This is a genomic window from Stenotrophomonas sp. TWI587, from assembly GCF_039674145.1.
GTDB lineage: Bacteria > Pseudomonadota > Gammaproteobacteria > Xanthomonadales > Xanthomonadaceae > Stenotrophomonas > Stenotrophomonas maltophilia_AY.
In genome coordinates this window covers 409046-423705 of sequence record NZ_JBDJMW010000002.1, presented here as the reverse complement: position 1 = coordinate 423705, position 14660 = coordinate 409046, and the positions used below count along the sequence as shown (strand labels likewise).

Sequence of the window (14660 nt, the reverse complement as noted above, 5' to 3'; positions counted from 1 at the left end):
CGTCATGTTCAGAACCAGTCTTCACTACGTTGTTTTCCTGCTTGGCCTTGTTGCGGTGTGCTGGATCGGGGCGGGCTATGCCACCACCAATCCGGTCGGTTTCGCTGTCGCCCTGCTGATCGCCGTCTGCTACCTTGCCGGTGGCCTCGAGCTGTATCGCTACCGACAGGCCACCGCTTCGCTTGCCTCCGCCAGCGCCAGTGCCGGCACCGCCAGCGCCGGGCTCGCCACCTGGCTGGGGCAGCTGCATCCCAGCCTGCGCAATGCCGTTCGGCTGCGCGTGGAAGGTGAGCGCGTCGCCCTGCCCGGCCCGGTGTTGACCCCGTATCTGGTCGGCCTGCTGGTGCTGCTGGGCATGCTCGGCACCCTGCTCGGCATGATGGCGACGCTGCGCGGTACCGGCCTCGCGCTGGAAAGCGCGACCGACCTGCAGGCGATCCGCGGTTCGCTGGGTGCGCCGGTGGAAGGCCTTGCGGTCGCGTTTGGTACCTCGATCGCAGGTGTCGCCACCTCGGCCATGCTCGGCCTTCTTTCGGCCCTGTGCCGGCGCGAGCGGCTGGAAGCGGTGCAGCGGCTGGACGTGGAGATCGCGACCACCCTGCACACGCATTCGCAGTCCTGGCAGCGCAATGAGGCCTTCCGGTTGCTGCAGCAGCAGGCCGAACTGATGCCGGCGCTGGTGGAACGGCTGCAGGCCATGACCACCGCGATCGAGCAGCAGAGCAACGTCTCGGGCGAGCGGTTGCTGGCGAACCAGCAGAGTTTCCATGCCAAGGCCGACGAGGAATATGCCCGCCTGACCGCCGCCATCGAGCAGGCGCTCAAGGACAGCGTCACCGAAAGCGCACGCGCCGTAGGTGCTGCCTTGCAGCCGGTGATGGACACCACGCTGGCCGGCATTACACGTGCCAACGCCGCGATGCACGAGACTGTGACCGCGGCGGTACAGCGCCAGCTGACCGGCTTGACCGAGGGTTTCGACGCCAGCCGCACCGCCACCGCCGCGTCCTGGCAGGCCGCGCTGGACGGCCAGCAGCAGACCAACACCGCACTGACCACCGACCTGCGGGCCGCGCTGGACGGATTCGCCGCGCAGCACGATCAACGCGCGCTTGGCCTGCTCGACGCGGTCTCCGCGAAGCTGGTCAGCACTGCTGACGGTTGGCAGGCTGCCCAGTCCGCACAGCAGCAAACCAATGCAGCCATGGCGGCCGAGCTGCGCAGCGCGCTGGCGCAGTTCGCCGAGCAGCATGGCGAGCGCTCCAGCGCGTTGCTTGAAGCAGTCTCGACCGAGCTCAACGCGACCGCGCAGCGCTGGCAGGAGGCTCAGGCTGCGCAGCAGCAGACCCATGCGGCGCTCACCGGCGACCTGCGCACGGCGCTGTCCAGCTTTACCGAAACGCATGACGCCCGGGCCACCGGTCTGATCGACGCGGTCGGCAGCCGCATGGACGCCACCACCGCCCAGATCGCCGAGGCATGGCAGCAGGCCCTGGCCCGCCAGGATGCGGCCGCAACCGCACTGAGCGAGCGTCACCAACAGGCGCTGGATGCCGCCGCCGCAACGCTGCAGGCGCAGGCGGTGTCGCTGGGCGATGCGATGCAGCAGTCGCATGCACAGCTGCAGGATGCGCTGGAAGCACGCGATCAGCAGCGCCTGAGCGTGTGGACCGACGCCTTCACCGGCATGAGCGCCAGCCTCGGCGAGCGTTGGGAGCAGACCGGCGCCAGCGTGGCCAGCCGCCAGCAGGAAATCTGCGACACCCTTGCCCGCACCGCCAACGAAATCACCCAGCAGGCCCAGGCGCACGCCAGCGAGACGATCAGCGAGATTTCGCGCCTGGTCCAGGCGGCCTCGGAAGCGCCCAAAGCCGCGGCCGATGTCGTGGCCGAGCTGCGCAGCAAACTCTCCGACAGCCTGGTCCGCGACACCGCCACGCTGGAAGAACGCAGCCGCCTGCTGGCGACCGTGGAGACTCTGCTGGATGCGGTCAACCACGCCGCCAACGAACAGCGCGTCGCCGTCGATGCACTGGTATCGACCTCGGCCGAGCTGCTGGACCGGGTCGGCACCCGCTTCACCGATCACATTGAAGCCGAGACCGGCAAGCTGGGCAGCGTGGCCGCGCAGGTCACCGGCAGTGCGGTGGAAGTGGCGAGCCTGGCCGACGCGCTCGGCAGCGCCGTGCAGTCCTTCGGCACCGCCAGCGATGGCCTCAATGAGCGCCTGGCCCAGATCGCCGCCTCGCTGGATGGCTCGCTGGCTCGCAGTGACGAGCAGCTGGCCTATTACGTGGCCCAGGCACGCGAGGTCATCGACCTCAGTGTGCTCTCGCAGAAGCAGATCATCGATGAGCTGCAGCAGCTGGCCGGCCGCCGCAGCAGCAAGGCCGGAGCCGCCTCGGCATGAGCGACGAGATCGAAGTCGAGGCCGACGGAGGCGCCCCGATCTGGGCCGCCTTCGGCGACCTGATGTCGGTGCTGCTCGGCGCGTTCGTGCTGATCCTGGTCGGCGTGGTTGCGCTGCAACTGGAGTTGACCAACCGGCTGGATGAAGAGGTCAAGCAGCGCCAGGCCGAAGTACAGCGTCGACAGACGCTGGAGCAGGCACTGGCCGGCCCGCTCGCGGCCGGGCGCGTGACGCTGGTGGATGGCCGCATCGGCATCCGCGGCAATGTGCTGTTCGCCTTGAACTCGGACACGCTGCAGCCCGAGGGCGTCGACGTCCTCAAGAGCCTGGCCGGGCCGCTGAAGGGCTACCTGGCCTCGCGCGAGGAAATCCTCATGGTCAGCGGCTTCACCGACGACCAGCAGGTGCGCGATGGCAACTGGCGCTTCGCCGACAACTGGGAACTCTCTGCCGAGCGTGCGTTGACCGTGACCCGCACCCTGATCGCCGAGGGCGTGCCGTCGGATGCGGTGTTTGCCGCGGCGTTTGGCTCCGAGCAGCCGGTGAGTTCCAACGCAGACGAAGAAGGCCGCGCGAAGAATCGCCGTGTTGAGATTGCGCCGATTCCCAAGCCCAAGGCGAGCAAGGCTGCGGATGTCCCGTAATCCTGCCGCAACCGATGGGATCCTCGAAAACTGGCGAGCGGACAAGCTCGACCAGATAGACCGCACGCGCTTTGCCGTCATCGAGGCGTTGCATGCCCGCGCGCAGGCACATGAGGGCGAGGTGCGGGCGCTGCTGCAGGCGAAGCTGGATGCGTTGGTGGCAGATTACGTTCAGCGGATTGCCGGGGCAGCGGCATCGGTTCCCTCCGAACCGGGCCTGTCATGCGGCCGTACTGGCCTGCAGGCGCTGGTCACGGAATTGACCGGGCAGCACAATGCTGCGTATCCGGAATTGCCGGTGCTGGGCGAGGTCCGTGCGACGTGGGCCAAGCTGCGCAATGCGAGCCAGCTCAAGGAATCTCTGGCCCAGATGCCCACCAATGGCGGGCCGTTGAATTCCGGCGTGCTGGTCCATCGCGCGCTGACGCTGATGAAAGAGACCTCGTCCGGCTACCTGACGCATTTCATGGCGTACCTGGATGCGCTGTCCGGCATGGAGCACCTGCATCAGTGGGGCGTGCTTGTGGCGACACCGAAGGTCGTGCCGCGGGGGGCGAAGCCGCGGCGGCCACGTGCGGGCAAGGCAGCAAACTGAGGTTTCTCATTAACCTGTGAGCGCAGAATCCAGGGATGAGGTATCAAAACCAGCGCCGATCAAGTGCAGGCACAGGACTGCTTGGGTTCATGATCGCGGAGCAGGCTTAGGAGCGGGCACTGCCTCGTCAAATGTCATGGTTCAGAATGGACCTCCGCTTCGGCGCGCCGTGGCCCGCTTCGAACAAACACGCCAACGCATGCGCCCGCCATGCCACTCAGGACGGACACCACGACGTTCGGTGCATTGATGCGGAAGATTGGCAGGAAGCCTGCCTGGGTTCCCGCGTTGACGAAGTAAGCCGCCATTCCCCAGAGACAGACGTACAGCACGCCGACGATGATCGCGAACCGGTACTGCCTTGCGATAAGCCCGCCAAACAGCGCGAACCACATGCCGGCAGCCGAGGACAGCACGTCGCTTGTGTCGAATTCAAAATTACTTCGAGCCACTACTGAGATGCCCAGGAAGTACGCGGCCCCGAATACCAATGCCAACACCAGAAGCAACGCCCCAAGTTGTCGCCACATGGATTGAAACTCCCGTCACCCCGTTCTCCGACCACTCTACCTGAATGCGCTTGCCCCAGCCTTGATCTTCACGCCCCCTCTTGTCCCCGCCAAATCGCGGTGGTAGCTTTGTAATTACAGCGTAATTATGAAGAGGCGCCACATGGCTCGAGACTGGAACACGCTTGCGGATCGCCGCCAGGCAAGGCTGCAGCGGGCCACCGACGCCGGATTTGGGCGCCTGGTGCCGCATGCCGATGTCAGCCAGCTCCTGCACACCGTGCTCGAGCCGGGCGACCGGGTCTGCCTGGAAGGCAACAACCAGAAGCAGGCCGATTTCCTCGCTGAGTGCCTGGCCCAGCTCGATCCCGCGCAGGTCCACGGCCTGCATATGGTCCAGTCCGTGCTGTCCCTGCCCTCGCACCTGGATGTCTTCGAGCGCGGCATCGCCCAGCGCCTGGACTTCTCCTTCTCCGGCCCGCAAAGCGGCCGGCTGGCCAATCTGGTCGCCGAGGGCCGTATCGAGATCGGGGCGATCCACACGTATCTGGAACTGTTCGGCCGCTACTTCATTGATCTGACTCCACAGGTCGCGCTGATCGCGGCGCAGGCCGCTGACCGCCACGGCAATCTCTACACCGGCCCCAACACCGAAGACACCCCCGTGATCGTCGAAGCCACTGCGTTCCGTGGCGGCATCGTGATCGCGCAGGTCAACGAAATCGTCGACACCCTCCCCCGCGTCGATATCCCGGCCGATTGGGTCAACTTCGTCACCGAGGCGCCGCGCCCGAACTACATCGAGCCGCTGTTCACCCGCGACCCGGCGCAGATCTCCGAGATCCAGGTGCTGATGGCGATGATGGCCATCAAGGGCATCTACGCCGAGTACGGCGTGCAGCGCCTCAACCACGGCATCGGTTTCGATACCGCGGCGATCGAGCTGCTGCTGCCCACGTATGCCGAATCGCTGGGCTTGAAGGGCAAGATCGGCACGCATTGGGCGCTCAATCCGCATCCGGCGCTGATCCCGGCGATCGAATCGGGCTTCGTGCAATCCGTGCATTCGTTCGGCTCGGAGCTGGGCATGGAGCGCTACATCGAGGCGCGCTCCGATGTCTTCTTCACCGGCAGCGACGGCAGCATGCGCTCCAACCGCGCGTTCTCGCAGACCGCCGGCCTGTATGCGTGCGACATGTTCATCGGCTCCACGCTGCAGATCGATCTGCAGGGCAACAGTTCCACCGCCACCCGCGACCGCATCGCCGGCTTCGGCGGCGCGCCCAACATGGGCTCGGATGCACGCGGCCGCCGCCACGCCAGCCCGGCCTGGCTCAAGGCCGGCCAGGAGGCTGCACTGCCGGGGCAGATGCCGCGCGGGCGCAAGCTGGTCGTGCAGATGGTGGAAACCTTCCGCGAGCACATGGCACCGGCCTTCGTGGATCGCCTGGATGCCTGGGATCTGGCCGAGCGCGCGAAGATGCCGCTGCCGCCGGTGATGATCTACGGCGACGACGTCACCCACGTGCTGACCGAAGAAGGCATCGCGAATCTGCTGCTGTGCCGCAGCCCGGAGGAACGCGAACAGGCGATCCGTGGCGTGGCTGGCTACACCGCGGTCGGCCTGGGCCGCGACCGCGCGATGGTGGAGAACCTGCGCGATCGCGGCATCATCCGCCGCCCGGAAGACCTCGGCATTTGCACCCGCGATGCCAGCCGCGACCTGCTTGCCGCGCGCTCGGTCAAGGATCTCGTGCGTTGGTCCGGTGGGTTGTACAACCCGCCCAAACGCTTCCGCAACTGGTAAGGGGCACGCCATGGAAACCCTGCGTTATCGCTTCCCCGGGCAGCACGACCTCACCGATCGCGGCCATCACGCGCTGGTCGGCGTGGTCGCCTCGGGCAATCTGGAAGTGCTGATCGAACCCACCCCGCTGGACGGTGCGATGGAGATCGAGGTGATCACCTCGGCCACCGGCTTCGACACCATCTGGCAGGCGGTGCTGGCCGACTTCGCCGCACGCCACCCGCTGCGCAACGTGCGGTTGTCGATCAACGATGCCGGCGCGACACCGGCGGTGGTCAGCCTGCGCCTGCAGCAGGCGCTGGAAACCCTGCAGGAAGGAGGCGCCCCGTGAGCAGTCACAGTTTCTACGAGGCCGATGCCCGCGAGCGTATCCACGGCCTGCTCGATGCGGGCAGCTTCACGGAATTTGTGGGTCCGGCCCGCCGCATCATCAGCCCACATCTGGCCCAGCTGGATCAGCCGGGTGCGTTCGATGACGGCATCGTGGTCGGTGCGGGCAGCTTGAACGGCCGCAGTGTCCTGATCGCCGCGCAGCAGGGCCAGTTCATGGGCGGCGGCGTGGGCGAAGTGCACGGCGCCAAGCTCACCGGCCTGCTGGAACGCGCCGTTGCGGTGCCCCCTGATGCGGTGCTGCTGCTGCTCGACAGTGGTGGCGTGCGCCTGCATGAAGCCAACGCCGGCCTGATCGCCATCTCCGAAATCATGCGTGCGGTGCTCGTCACGCGCGCCGCCGGGATTCCCGTGTTCGCGCTGATTGGCAGCGGCAACGGTGCGTTCGGCGGCATGGGCATCGTCGCCCGCTGCTGCACGGCGGTGGTGATGTCCGAAGAGGGTCGTCTCTCGCTGTCCGGCCCGGAAGTAATCGAAACCGTCCGTGGCGTGGAGGAGTTCGACTCGCGTGACCGTGCCCTGGTGTGGCGCGTGACCGGCGGCAAACACCGCTATCTCATCGGCGATGCCGTGCAGCTGGTGCCCGACAGCATCGAGGCATTCGGGGATGCCGCAACGGCGCTGATAGCCGCACATGCCGAGCCGCAGGATCCGCTGGACGCGATTGATCAGGCGCACGCCCGGCTTGCTGCGCGAATCACCGCTTACGGCGGCTGCCGTGATGGGCTGGAGGTCTGGCGCCTGCAGGGCATTGCCGATGCCGAGCAGTTGTCGCTGCTGGAAACCGCTGACTTCCTTGATGCCGTCAAGGACCGGAGCCTGCCATGGAACTGACGCCACTGCTCGATGCCCTGTTCCCGCTCGGCCACGCGGTCACCCGCGAAGGCGATGTACTGGGCGGCACCGCAACTACCGCCATTGGCGATGTCACCATCATCGGCACCGCCAACAAGCTGGAGGTCGGGGTCGATCACGCACTGGCGCTCGCCGACACCGTGCTCGCCAGCACCCGCGCACATCCGCAACGGCCAATCGTGATGCTGGTCGATACCGCCGGCCAGCGTCTGGCACGGCGCGATGAAATGCTCGGCATCAACAGCTACTTCGCGCATCTGGCAGGTACGCTGGATCTGGCCCGCCGCCGCGGCGCGCCGTTGGTCAGTCTGGTGTATGGCGAGTCCGTGAGCGGCGGCTTCCTGTCGTTCGGGTTGATGGCCGACCGCATCTTCGCCCTGCCCGAAGCGCAGGTGCGCGTGATGGACCTGCGCGCGATGGCCCGCGTCACCAAACAACCGCTGGAGAAGCTGCAGGCACTGAGTCAAAGCTCGCCGGTGTTCGCGCCGGGCGTGGAGAACTACGCCAGCATGGGCGCCGTGGAGGCCGTCTGGGAGGGCGACCTCGCGCAGGCGTTGGTGGATGCGCTCACCGCACCCATCACCGGCGATCAACGCCGCGACCGTGGCGCCGAGCGTGGTGGCCGCCTGTTGGCGCGCGATGTCGCCGCTGCCGTGGCCGCGGGCGAGGCCTGAACCATGCGCCGCCACGACCTGGTCTGGCTCGATCACCAAGCGCCGTGGCAGGTGCTGACCACGGGCGCGGAGGCGCGCCTGCGGGCGTGGGCCGAGGCGCGCCTGCCGTTCGTGGTGGCGCGACGCGATCCGGCCAGTGATGGCGATCAGCTGCGGCTGGGCGTGCCGTTGCCGTTGGCAGAGCAACGCCAACGGCTGTCGCTGCGCATCGAAGCATGCCATGTGCTGCGCACCACACCGCCACCGGCCTTGGCCGACGTAATCGAAGGCCTTGCCGCACCGTGGCGTGACGAGGTGCGCCTGCTGTTGGCCGACACCAGCGCGCTGGACATGCCGCCACGCGTGTTCGGCAGCTTTGCCTGGCAGAGCCTGACGGGCCTGCCCTATCTGCAGGCCACCTCGGACCTGGATCTGCTCTGGGAGGTGGCTGATCACGTTCAGGCGGATCGGCTGGCCACCCGCATGCAGCGCTGGGAACGCGACCACCGGCTGCGCATCGATGGCGAACTGCGTTTTCCGGGCGAGCGTGCCGTGAGCTGGCGTGAGTACGCCAGCGGCGCCACCCGGGTGATGGTCAAAACCAGTGACGCCTGCTGGCTGTCACCGCGCGACGCGCTGCTTTCGCTACAGGCCGTCGCATGAGCGCTGTTCTGCACTCCGTTCCGGCAGTCCCGCCTTTCCCCACGGCGGCGGCGCATCGTTTGGGTCGGCTGGCGATCACCAGCCTGCATGCAGAATTGGCCTGCGCGCCCAAGCCGGGCCTGGTGACGCCCTGGAGCCAGGGCAGCCACCAGGACATGGACGCGGGCACCTTCCTGCGCAGCCTGTTCGCCCTGCGCGGCTACTTCGTGGCCGTCGCTGCCGCTGGCGCGCATGGCACGCCCTTTGAAGACCTGCGCGCGTATGGCATCGACGCCGAAGCGGCCATGGTGCGCGCCACCGGCGGCGTCAATACCCACCGCGGTGCCATTTTCAGTCTGGGGCTGCTGGTCGCGGCATCCGCGCGGCTTCGGCACGCCGCCGGAACGCGCCCCCAGGGCATCGAGGTATGCCAGGCCGTACGCGATTACTGGGCACCCGCGCTGCTCACCGCACCGTTGAACAGCGACAGCCCCGGCCAGCGTGCCCGCCAGCGCCATGGCGTTGCCGGTGTCCGCGAGCAGGCCGCGCAGGGCTTCCCGCTGTTGCGCGACGTCGCCCTGCCCACCTTGCAGGCCGCGTTGCGTGCCACGCAGGACCGCCAGGCGGCGATGGTGCAGACGCTGATGTCGCTCATCGCGGTCACCACCGATCTCAACCTGCTGCATCGCGGTGGCGAGCGTGGGTTGGCCTTCGCGCAGCAGCAGGCACGTCGCTTCCTCGCCGAGGGCGGCGCCCTGCAGCCCGGCTGGCGGGCACGGCTCGGGCCGGTATGCGACGCCTTCGAGGCCAAGCGCCTGAGCCCGGGTGGCAGCGCCGATCTGCTCGCCTGCGCCTGGTTCCTGCACCAGCAGGAGGGTGCATGAGCCTGGTCCTGCTCTGCCCCGGCCAAGGCGGCCAGCACCCGGCCATGTTCGAACGGGTGCGCGGCAATCCGCTGGCCCAGCCAGTGCTGGATCTGGCTGGTGAATTGCTCGGCACGCCCGTCGAACAGATCGCTGCCGACACGACGCGTTTCCGCAATGCATTGGCACAACCGCTGGTCTGCACCGCCGCGCTCGCGCACTGGGCGGCGCTGCGCAACGCCCTGCCCGCCATCACCGCCGTAGCGGGCTACAGCGCGGGCGAACTGGCTGCTCATGCGGTGGCCGGCAGTGTCAATACGGCCACCTGCCTGCGGCTGGCACGCAAGCGTGCGCGCCTGATGGACGCAGCAACCCCGGACGATGCCGGGCTGCTGGCCGTGATAGGGCTGGACGATGTCCGCATCGCACGCCTGTGCGCGGCGCACGGCATTTTCCTGGCCATCGTCAACGGCCCGGACCATGTGGTCCTGGGCGGTGGACGAAGCGCACTCGAGGCCGCCTCGGCCGAGGCCGCGGCAAGCGGTGCGCGGGTGGTGTCGCTGCCGGTCTGCGTGCCGGCGCATACACCGCTGCTGACCGTCGCCGCGCAGGGTTTCGAGGACCTGCTGCACTCCGTCGCGCTGCGCGCACCCCAGCTGCGGCTGCTGGCCGGTATCGATGGCCGCCTGGTCGGCGATGTCGAGCGCGTCGTGGCCACGTTGTCGGCCCAGATCGCGCAACCGCTGCAGTGGCAGACGGTGCTGCAGCAGGCGGTCGAGCGTGGTGGCCGGGTATTTCTGGAACTGGGGCCGGGCGCGGCGTTGAGTCGTCGCGCACGGGAGCTGCATCCGCAGCTCGAGGCCCGTTCCGTGGAGGATTTCCAGACGCTTGAGGGCGTACTGGAGTGGGTGGACCGCGCATGCGCACGCGCATGAGGGATCGCCGGTAAGGGTTGCATCACGTAAACCCCAGGTGGCGGGTCGCCATCATGCTGCACGCGTATCAAGTGTCTCGGGAGGGCGCATGAGTCCGCAAATCGCAACGATCATCGGCTTGGTGATCATGTTCATCGTGGCCACTGCGCTGCCCATCAACATGGGTGCAGTCGCCTTCGCGCTGGCCTTCATCATCGGCGGCCTGTTCGTCGGGATGGAGGGCAAGGAGGTGTTGGCCGGGTTCCCGGGCGACCTGTTCCTGACCCTGGTCGGCATCACGTATCTGTTCGCCATCGCGCAGAAAAACGGCACCATCGACCTGCTCGTCCATTGGGCGGTCAAAGCGGTGCGCGGCCACATCGTGGCCATCCCGTGGGTGATGTTCGTGGTGACCGCGGTGCTGACCGCGTTCGGTGCGCTGGGCCCGGCAGCCGTGGCCATCATCGGCCCGGTCGCGCTTCGCTTTGCCAAGCAGTACAAGATCAACCCGCTGATGATGGGCCTGCTGGTGATCCATGGCGCGCAGGCCGGTGGTTTCTCGCCGATCAGCGTCTATGGCGGCATCACCAACCAGGTGGTGCAGAAGGCGGGTCTGGAAGTCACAGAAATGGCGGTGTTCCTGACCAGCCTGGGCTTCAACCTGCTGATGGGCATCATCTGCTTCTTCGCCTTCGGCGGGCTGGCTCTGATGCGTCGTGCACCGACCGCGACCGAACCGCTGATCGCCGGCAGCCAGGCCTCCTCACGCCAGTTTGCAATCGAAGGTCACGGCGCGCTGGTCTCGGCCGGGGGCGGCACGCTCTCCAATGATCCGGACGCGCTGGATGACGTGCGCATCAATCGCGAGCGCGTGTTCACCCTGATCGGCCTGCTCGGCCTGGGGATCGCCGCGCTGGTCTACAACCTCAACGTCGGCCTGGTCTCGATTACCGTCGCGGTGGTGCTGGCCCTGCTTTCGCCTAACTCGCAGAAGGGTGCGGTGGATGGCATCAGCTGGTCGACCGTGCTGCTGATCAGCGGCGTGGTCACCTACGTGGCCGTGCTGCAGCAGGCCGGTGCGGTGGACTACATCGGGCACGGCGTGGGTGCGATCGGCATTCCGCTGCTGGGTGCGCTGCTGGTCTGCTATGTCGGTGGCATCGTGTCGGCGTTCGCTTCCTCGGCCGCCGTGCTGGGCGCCACGATTCCGCTGGCAGTGCCGTTCCTGATGCAGGGGCACCTGAGCGCTGCCGGTGTGATCTGCGCCCTGGCGATCTCCTCCACCGTGGTGGACGTGAGTCCGTTCTCGACCAACGGTGCGCTGGTCGTGGCCTCGGCGGCGAAGGAAGAGCGCGAAGCCCTGTTCCGCCGCTTCCTGGTCTACAGCGGTCTGGTGGTTGCCTTTGGTCCATTGCTGGCATGGCTGCTGTTCGTGGTGCCTGGCTGGATGTGAACCCACGGCTGGCCTGCTCCGGCAGGCCCGCCGTGACCCGTTAGAATGTTGCACACCTGCACATGAAGCCCTGCCATGCCCTTGGCCCCTGGTCCCCGCCTGTCGAAGAAACGCGTGCCGCTGTATGAAGAAGTGGCCGAACGCCTGCGCCAGAAGATCTATGACTACGAGCTGCCGCCGGGTGAGTGGATCGATGAGCCGATGCTCGCCGAAGAACTCGGCATCAGCCGGACCCCACTGCGCGAGAGCCTGAAGCTGCTGGCGGCCGAAGGTCTGGTGCAGCTGGATGCCGGGCGTGGCAGCCGCGTCACCCGGCTCACGCTGGAAGATCTGAACCAGCTGTTCCCGGTGATGGCCATGCTGGAAGGCCGCTGCGTGCATGAAGCGGTCAAGCGCGTCGACGATGAAGGCGTGGAGCAGCTGCAGGCCCTGCATGATGCGATGGAGGCAGCTGCGGCGGCCGGCGATCTGGCCGAGTATTACCGCAACAATTATCTGATCCACGAAAGCCTGCAGACGCATGCCGGTAATCCGTGGTTGATCCGGGTCACGCATGATCTGCATCGCATCCTGAAGATGCACCGCGGGCGTCAGCTGCTGACCCCCGGGCGCATGGCGCAGTCACTGGCCGAGCATCGGGCGTTGATGGACTGCATCCGCAACCGGGATGCCGAAGCCGCCGAGCAGATGATGAATCGTCACCTGCTCAGCCAGGGTGAGGCGTTGGCTGCCTATGTCGCCGCCGGTGGGCAACTGAACGTACCCGCTCCATTGCCCAGGCAGGGCGGCGTCTAAGCGCGCAGCAGGACGCTGCGGCTAGACCAACTCCACCGTCAGGCGGGTCAGTGACTGGCCCAGCAGGTGCAGGCGAAGCTGGTCCAGGCTGGTGAAGTAGCAGATGGTCTCCGTACCGGCCAGGCGGTAGATGCCGCGCTTGCCGCCAAGCAGGACAAACTTGTCCTGATCCACCAGATACTGAGCGACCGGTGGCACGCCCTGTGCCTTCAGCCCATCGATATCGATAGGTTCAAGCGCGTCGAGATCATGCAGTGCAGTAGTCATGGTCGCGGGAACATCGTGTTGGGGAGGCTCAAGCTTAGGTTCTTCCCGGGCAGCGCTGCGTGGAATCATCGTGACGACGGTGAGAGAAGACCTGATTGTTCACTCCACAGGCAGCGCGTCGACCTCCACCGGGCGGCCAAGCAACCAGCCCTGCGCGATCGCCGACGGCATCAGTTCGAACATCACCTGCGCCTGCTCTTCGGTCTCCACCCCTTCCACCACCAGCCCGATCTCCAGCGTGCGCGTCATCGTGCAGATCGCCTCGATGATCTGGCTGATGGCAGAGCCGGTACCGATCGCACGGGTGAAGCGCTGATCCATCTTGATCGCATCCAGTGGCAGTTCGGCCAGGTACGCAAAATTGGAATAGCCGGTGCCGAAGTCATCGATGTAGAACGGGTACCCATCCTTCCGAAGACGCGCCATGCCATCGGCCAGATCGCTATGGCGTGTGGTGGAGCGTTCGGTGATCTCCAGCACCACCTGCTCCCGCGCCACGCCGCTCTGCGCGGTGGCGCTGTTCAAGTACGCACGAAACTCCGCATCGATCACGTCCGTCGCCGAAACGTTGAAGCTGACGTAGAACGCGGGGTCCGCGCGGAGCCGGTCGCCCAGCTCGGCCAGCGCCTTGCGCACCACCTGTCGCGCCAGTGCGCCGCCCAGCCGCTGGTGTTCGGCCATCGGCACGAATGTATCCGGTGGCACCTGTTCGCCCTGCTCATTGCGCCAGCGCGACAGCGTTTCCACGCCGACCAGCCGCCGGTCGGCCAATGCCCGCAGCGGCTGATACACCAGCGTCAGGCCATCGCCGAGAATCGCACGTTCCAACTGCTTCGGCAGCGAGCCGCGGTTACGCTGGTACGCGCTGATCAGCAGCCCCAGGCCACTGCCGGCGAATCCGCCCAGCAGGCACAGGCCGATCAGAATCCACGGCGACTCGGAGAACAGGCTCGACTGTTGCGCCCGCGCCGCCACGCAGATATCGAACGTGCTGCTGCAGCGCCGGGAATGCCGCGTGCTGCCGAGATCTACCCAGGATTCCTCGCGGAACGGATCCAGCGAGGTCACGTCGCCGAAGCGCTGGAAGACATGCCGCGCATCGCGGGTCAGCACCAGGGCGCCCATGCCCCGCTCCACCTGGTCCACCCGATCAAAGGCGCTGGGTGAGGTGGTCACGATCACATCGCCCTTGGCCGACATGTCGGCGGCAACCCGCGCATCGACAATCCCCGACACGCCGCCCCACAGCCGGTAACCGCGCACGCGACGGTCCGGTTCGGGCATCGGTGCGGGATTGGCGAGGATGCCCCACGCGGCCGAGCAGATCAGCCGATCCTCATGCAACCGGCCGACATCGCGCACATAGCGCGACTTGAACGCCAGCAACCGCAGTTCAGCCAGATCCTCGCGTGTGCAGGGCGCGGTCGTCAGCGCGTCCGCGTGCTCCAACGTCAGCGAAGAGGCGGCCGCCACGGATTCGGCCTGGAGCAGCAGGCGGTCGGCATAGGCATCCAGCACCGCGCGGTCGCGCTGCACCAACATCGCCTGTGCAGTCAGCAGGGTAACGCCCAGCACCGCTATCGCCGTGAGCGTGACGAAGGGCGCCCGCCCTTCCAGCGCGATGCGGTAGCGGTGGGCAATCGAAGGTCGTGGCAACGTCGAGCTCCAGCAGGAACGGTGTCAGTAAGGGCGGCGGCGGCGATTCAGGCGTGTGCAGCGACCGGCAGATCGACAGCATTCGACCTACCGGTGTCATCCCGATGAAAAACTACAGACCTCACGATGGCTCTCTGCGGCATCTTCCCTGTCCAGCGGATGGAGACATTCATTCGTTGCCGATAGGCCCTCCCTATTGTATAGGCG

Annotated in this window: 15 protein-coding genes; 12 read left to right on the top strand and 3 right to left on the bottom strand. The window is 66.9% G+C overall.

Annotated elements, in window-relative coordinates; all coding sequences use genetic code 11:
* Nucleotides 1–4 precede the first annotated feature (4 nt).
* From ABE464_RS04985 to ABE464_RS04975, 3 genes are read left to right on the top strand one after another with little or no spacing between them, the layout of a single operon-like run.
* A complete protein-coding gene (locus tag ABE464_RS04985) occupies nucleotides 5–2410 on the top strand; it encodes a DUF802 domain-containing protein (RefSeq protein ID WP_346471007.1) in 2406 nt (801 codons plus the stop codon).
* Nucleotides 2407–3054 carry an OmpA family protein gene (locus ABE464_RS04980; protein WP_346471006.1) on the top strand — a complete coding sequence of 216 codons (648 nt, stop codon included), beginning with the start codon at nucleotides 2407–2409 and terminating at the stop codon, nucleotides 3052–3054. The genes ABE464_RS04985 and ABE464_RS04980 overlap by 4 nt, the downstream gene beginning before the upstream one ends.
* Nucleotides 3044–3649 (top strand): DUF2894 domain-containing protein, encoded by a 606-nt coding sequence (locus ABE464_RS04975; protein WP_346471005.1) that lies wholly within the window; start codon nucleotides 3044–3046, stop codon nucleotides 3647–3649. The genes ABE464_RS04980 and ABE464_RS04975 overlap by 11 nt, the downstream gene beginning before the upstream one ends.
* A 134-nt stretch (nucleotides 3650–3783) precedes the next feature.
* Here ABE464_RS04975 and ABE464_RS04970 read toward each other — a convergent pair whose 3' ends face one another.
* Complete coding sequence (locus ABE464_RS04970) at nucleotides 3784–4179, bottom strand: hypothetical protein (RefSeq protein ID WP_346471004.1); 396 nt, start codon at nucleotides 4177–4179, stop codon at nucleotides 3784–3786.
* A gap of 142 nt (nucleotides 4180–4321) precedes the next feature.
* Between ABE464_RS04970 and mdcA the strand changes: the two genes are divergently transcribed.
* The 9 genes from mdcA to ABE464_RS04925 all read left to right on the top strand — a co-directional run bounded on the left by mdcA (nucleotide 4322) and on the right by ABE464_RS04925 (nucleotide 12530).
* Entirely contained in the window at nucleotides 4322–5965 is a 1644-nt protein-coding gene (gene mdcA, locus ABE464_RS04965) for a malonate decarboxylase subunit alpha (protein ID WP_346471003.1), read from the top strand.
* 10 nt (nucleotides 5966–5975) lie between these two features.
* Nucleotides 5976–6296: a malonate decarboxylase acyl carrier protein gene (gene mdcC, locus ABE464_RS04960; RefSeq protein ID WP_346471002.1), complete on the top strand. Its 321-nt coding sequence runs from the start codon at nucleotides 5976–5978 to the stop codon at nucleotides 6294–6296.
* Nucleotides 6293–7189, top strand: coding sequence for a biotin-independent malonate decarboxylase subunit beta (locus ABE464_RS04955; protein ID WP_346471001.1), 897 nt, complete (start codon nucleotides 6293–6295; stop codon nucleotides 7187–7189). Before mdcC ends, ABE464_RS04955 begins: the two co-directional genes overlap by 4 nt.
* Nucleotides 7180–7884, top strand: coding sequence for a biotin-independent malonate decarboxylase subunit gamma (gene mdcE / locus ABE464_RS04950; RefSeq protein ID WP_346471000.1), 705 nt, complete (start codon nucleotides 7180–7182; stop codon nucleotides 7882–7884). Before ABE464_RS04955 ends, mdcE begins: the two co-directional genes overlap by 10 nt.
* A gap of 3 nt (nucleotides 7885–7887) precedes the next feature.
* Nucleotides 7888–8526, top strand: coding sequence for a malonate decarboxylase holo-[acyl-carrier-protein] synthase (gene mdcG / locus ABE464_RS04945; RefSeq protein WP_346470999.1), 639 nt, complete (start codon nucleotides 7888–7890; stop codon nucleotides 8524–8526).
* Nucleotides 8523–9389 carry a triphosphoribosyl-dephospho-CoA synthase MdcB gene (gene mdcB / locus ABE464_RS04940; RefSeq protein ID WP_346470998.1) on the top strand — a complete coding sequence of 289 codons (867 nt, stop codon included), beginning with the start codon at nucleotides 8523–8525 and terminating at the stop codon, nucleotides 9387–9389. Before mdcG ends, mdcB begins: the two co-directional genes overlap by 4 nt.
* The gene (gene mdcH, locus ABE464_RS04935; RefSeq protein ID WP_346470997.1) at nucleotides 9386–10303 is read left to right on the top strand and encodes a malonate decarboxylase subunit epsilon; all 918 of its coding nucleotides are present in this window, start codon (nucleotides 9386–9388) and stop codon (nucleotides 10301–10303) included. The genes mdcB and mdcH overlap by 4 nt, the downstream gene beginning before the upstream one ends.
* 88 nt (nucleotides 10304–10391) lie before the next feature.
* On the top strand, nucleotides 10392–11735 hold the full coding sequence (locus tag ABE464_RS04930) for an SLC13 family permease (protein WP_123729373.1): 1344 nt from the start codon (nucleotides 10392–10394) through the stop codon (nucleotides 11733–11735).
* A 75-nt stretch (nucleotides 11736–11810) separates the two neighbouring features.
* Nucleotides 11811–12530, top strand: a complete 720-nt coding sequence (locus tag ABE464_RS04925; RefSeq protein WP_346470996.1) for a GntR family transcriptional regulator — start codon at nucleotides 11811–11813, stop codon at nucleotides 12528–12530.
* A 21-nt stretch (nucleotides 12531–12551) separates the two neighbouring features.
* Here ABE464_RS04925 and ABE464_RS04920 read toward each other — a convergent pair whose 3' ends face one another.
* Together ABE464_RS04920 and ABE464_RS04915 are read right to left on the bottom strand one after the other, a co-directional pair.
* Nucleotides 12552–12797 (bottom strand): hypothetical protein, encoded by a 246-nt coding sequence (locus ABE464_RS04920; protein ID WP_346470995.1) that lies wholly within the window; start codon nucleotides 12795–12797, stop codon nucleotides 12552–12554.
* Nucleotides 12798–12896: 99 nt separating this feature from the next.
* Nucleotides 12897–14453, bottom strand: coding sequence for an EAL domain-containing protein (locus ABE464_RS04915; protein WP_346470994.1), 1557 nt, complete (start codon nucleotides 14451–14453; stop codon nucleotides 12897–12899).
* Nucleotides 14454–14660: the final 207 nt, after the last annotated feature.

Excerpts from the sequence above, each read along its gene's own strand:
- ABE464_RS04985 (WP_346471007.1), top strand. The coding sequence starts at position 5 with ATGTTCAGAACCAGTCTTCACTACGTTGTTTTCCTGCTTGGCCTTGTT.
- ABE464_RS04980 (WP_346471006.1), top strand. The coding sequence starts at position 2,407 with ATGAGCGACGAGATCGAAGTCGAGGCCGACGGAGGCGCCCCGATCTGG.
- ABE464_RS04975 (WP_346471005.1), top strand. The coding sequence starts at position 3,044 with ATGTCCCGTAATCCTGCCGCAACCGATGGGATCCTCGAAAACTGGCGA.
- ABE464_RS04970 (WP_346471004.1), bottom strand. The coding sequence starts at position 4,179 with ATGTGGCGACAACTTGGGGCGTTGCTTCTGGTGTTGGCATTGGTATTC.
- mdcA (WP_346471003.1), top strand. The coding sequence starts at position 4,322 with ATGGCTCGAGACTGGAACACGCTTGCGGATCGCCGCCAGGCAAGGCTG.
- mdcC (WP_346471002.1), top strand. The coding sequence starts at position 5,976 with ATGGAAACCCTGCGTTATCGCTTCCCCGGGCAGCACGACCTCACCGAT.
- mdcE (WP_346471000.1), top strand. The coding sequence starts at position 7,180 with ATGGAACTGACGCCACTGCTCGATGCCCTGTTCCCGCTCGGCCACGCG.
- mdcG (WP_346470999.1), top strand. The coding sequence starts at position 7,888 with ATGCGCCGCCACGACCTGGTCTGGCTCGATCACCAAGCGCCGTGGCAG.
- mdcB (WP_346470998.1), top strand. The coding sequence starts at position 8,523 with ATGAGCGCTGTTCTGCACTCCGTTCCGGCAGTCCCGCCTTTCCCCACG.
- mdcH (WP_346470997.1), top strand. The coding sequence starts at position 9,386 with ATGAGCCTGGTCCTGCTCTGCCCCGGCCAAGGCGGCCAGCACCCGGCC.
- ABE464_RS04930 (WP_123729373.1), top strand. The coding sequence starts at position 10,392 with ATGAGTCCGCAAATCGCAACGATCATCGGCTTGGTGATCATGTTCATC.
- ABE464_RS04925 (WP_346470996.1), top strand. The coding sequence starts at position 11,811 with ATGCCCTTGGCCCCTGGTCCCCGCCTGTCGAAGAAACGCGTGCCGCTG.
- ABE464_RS04920 (WP_346470995.1), bottom strand. The coding sequence starts at position 12,797 with ATGACTACTGCACTGCATGATCTCGACGCGCTTGAACCTATCGATATC.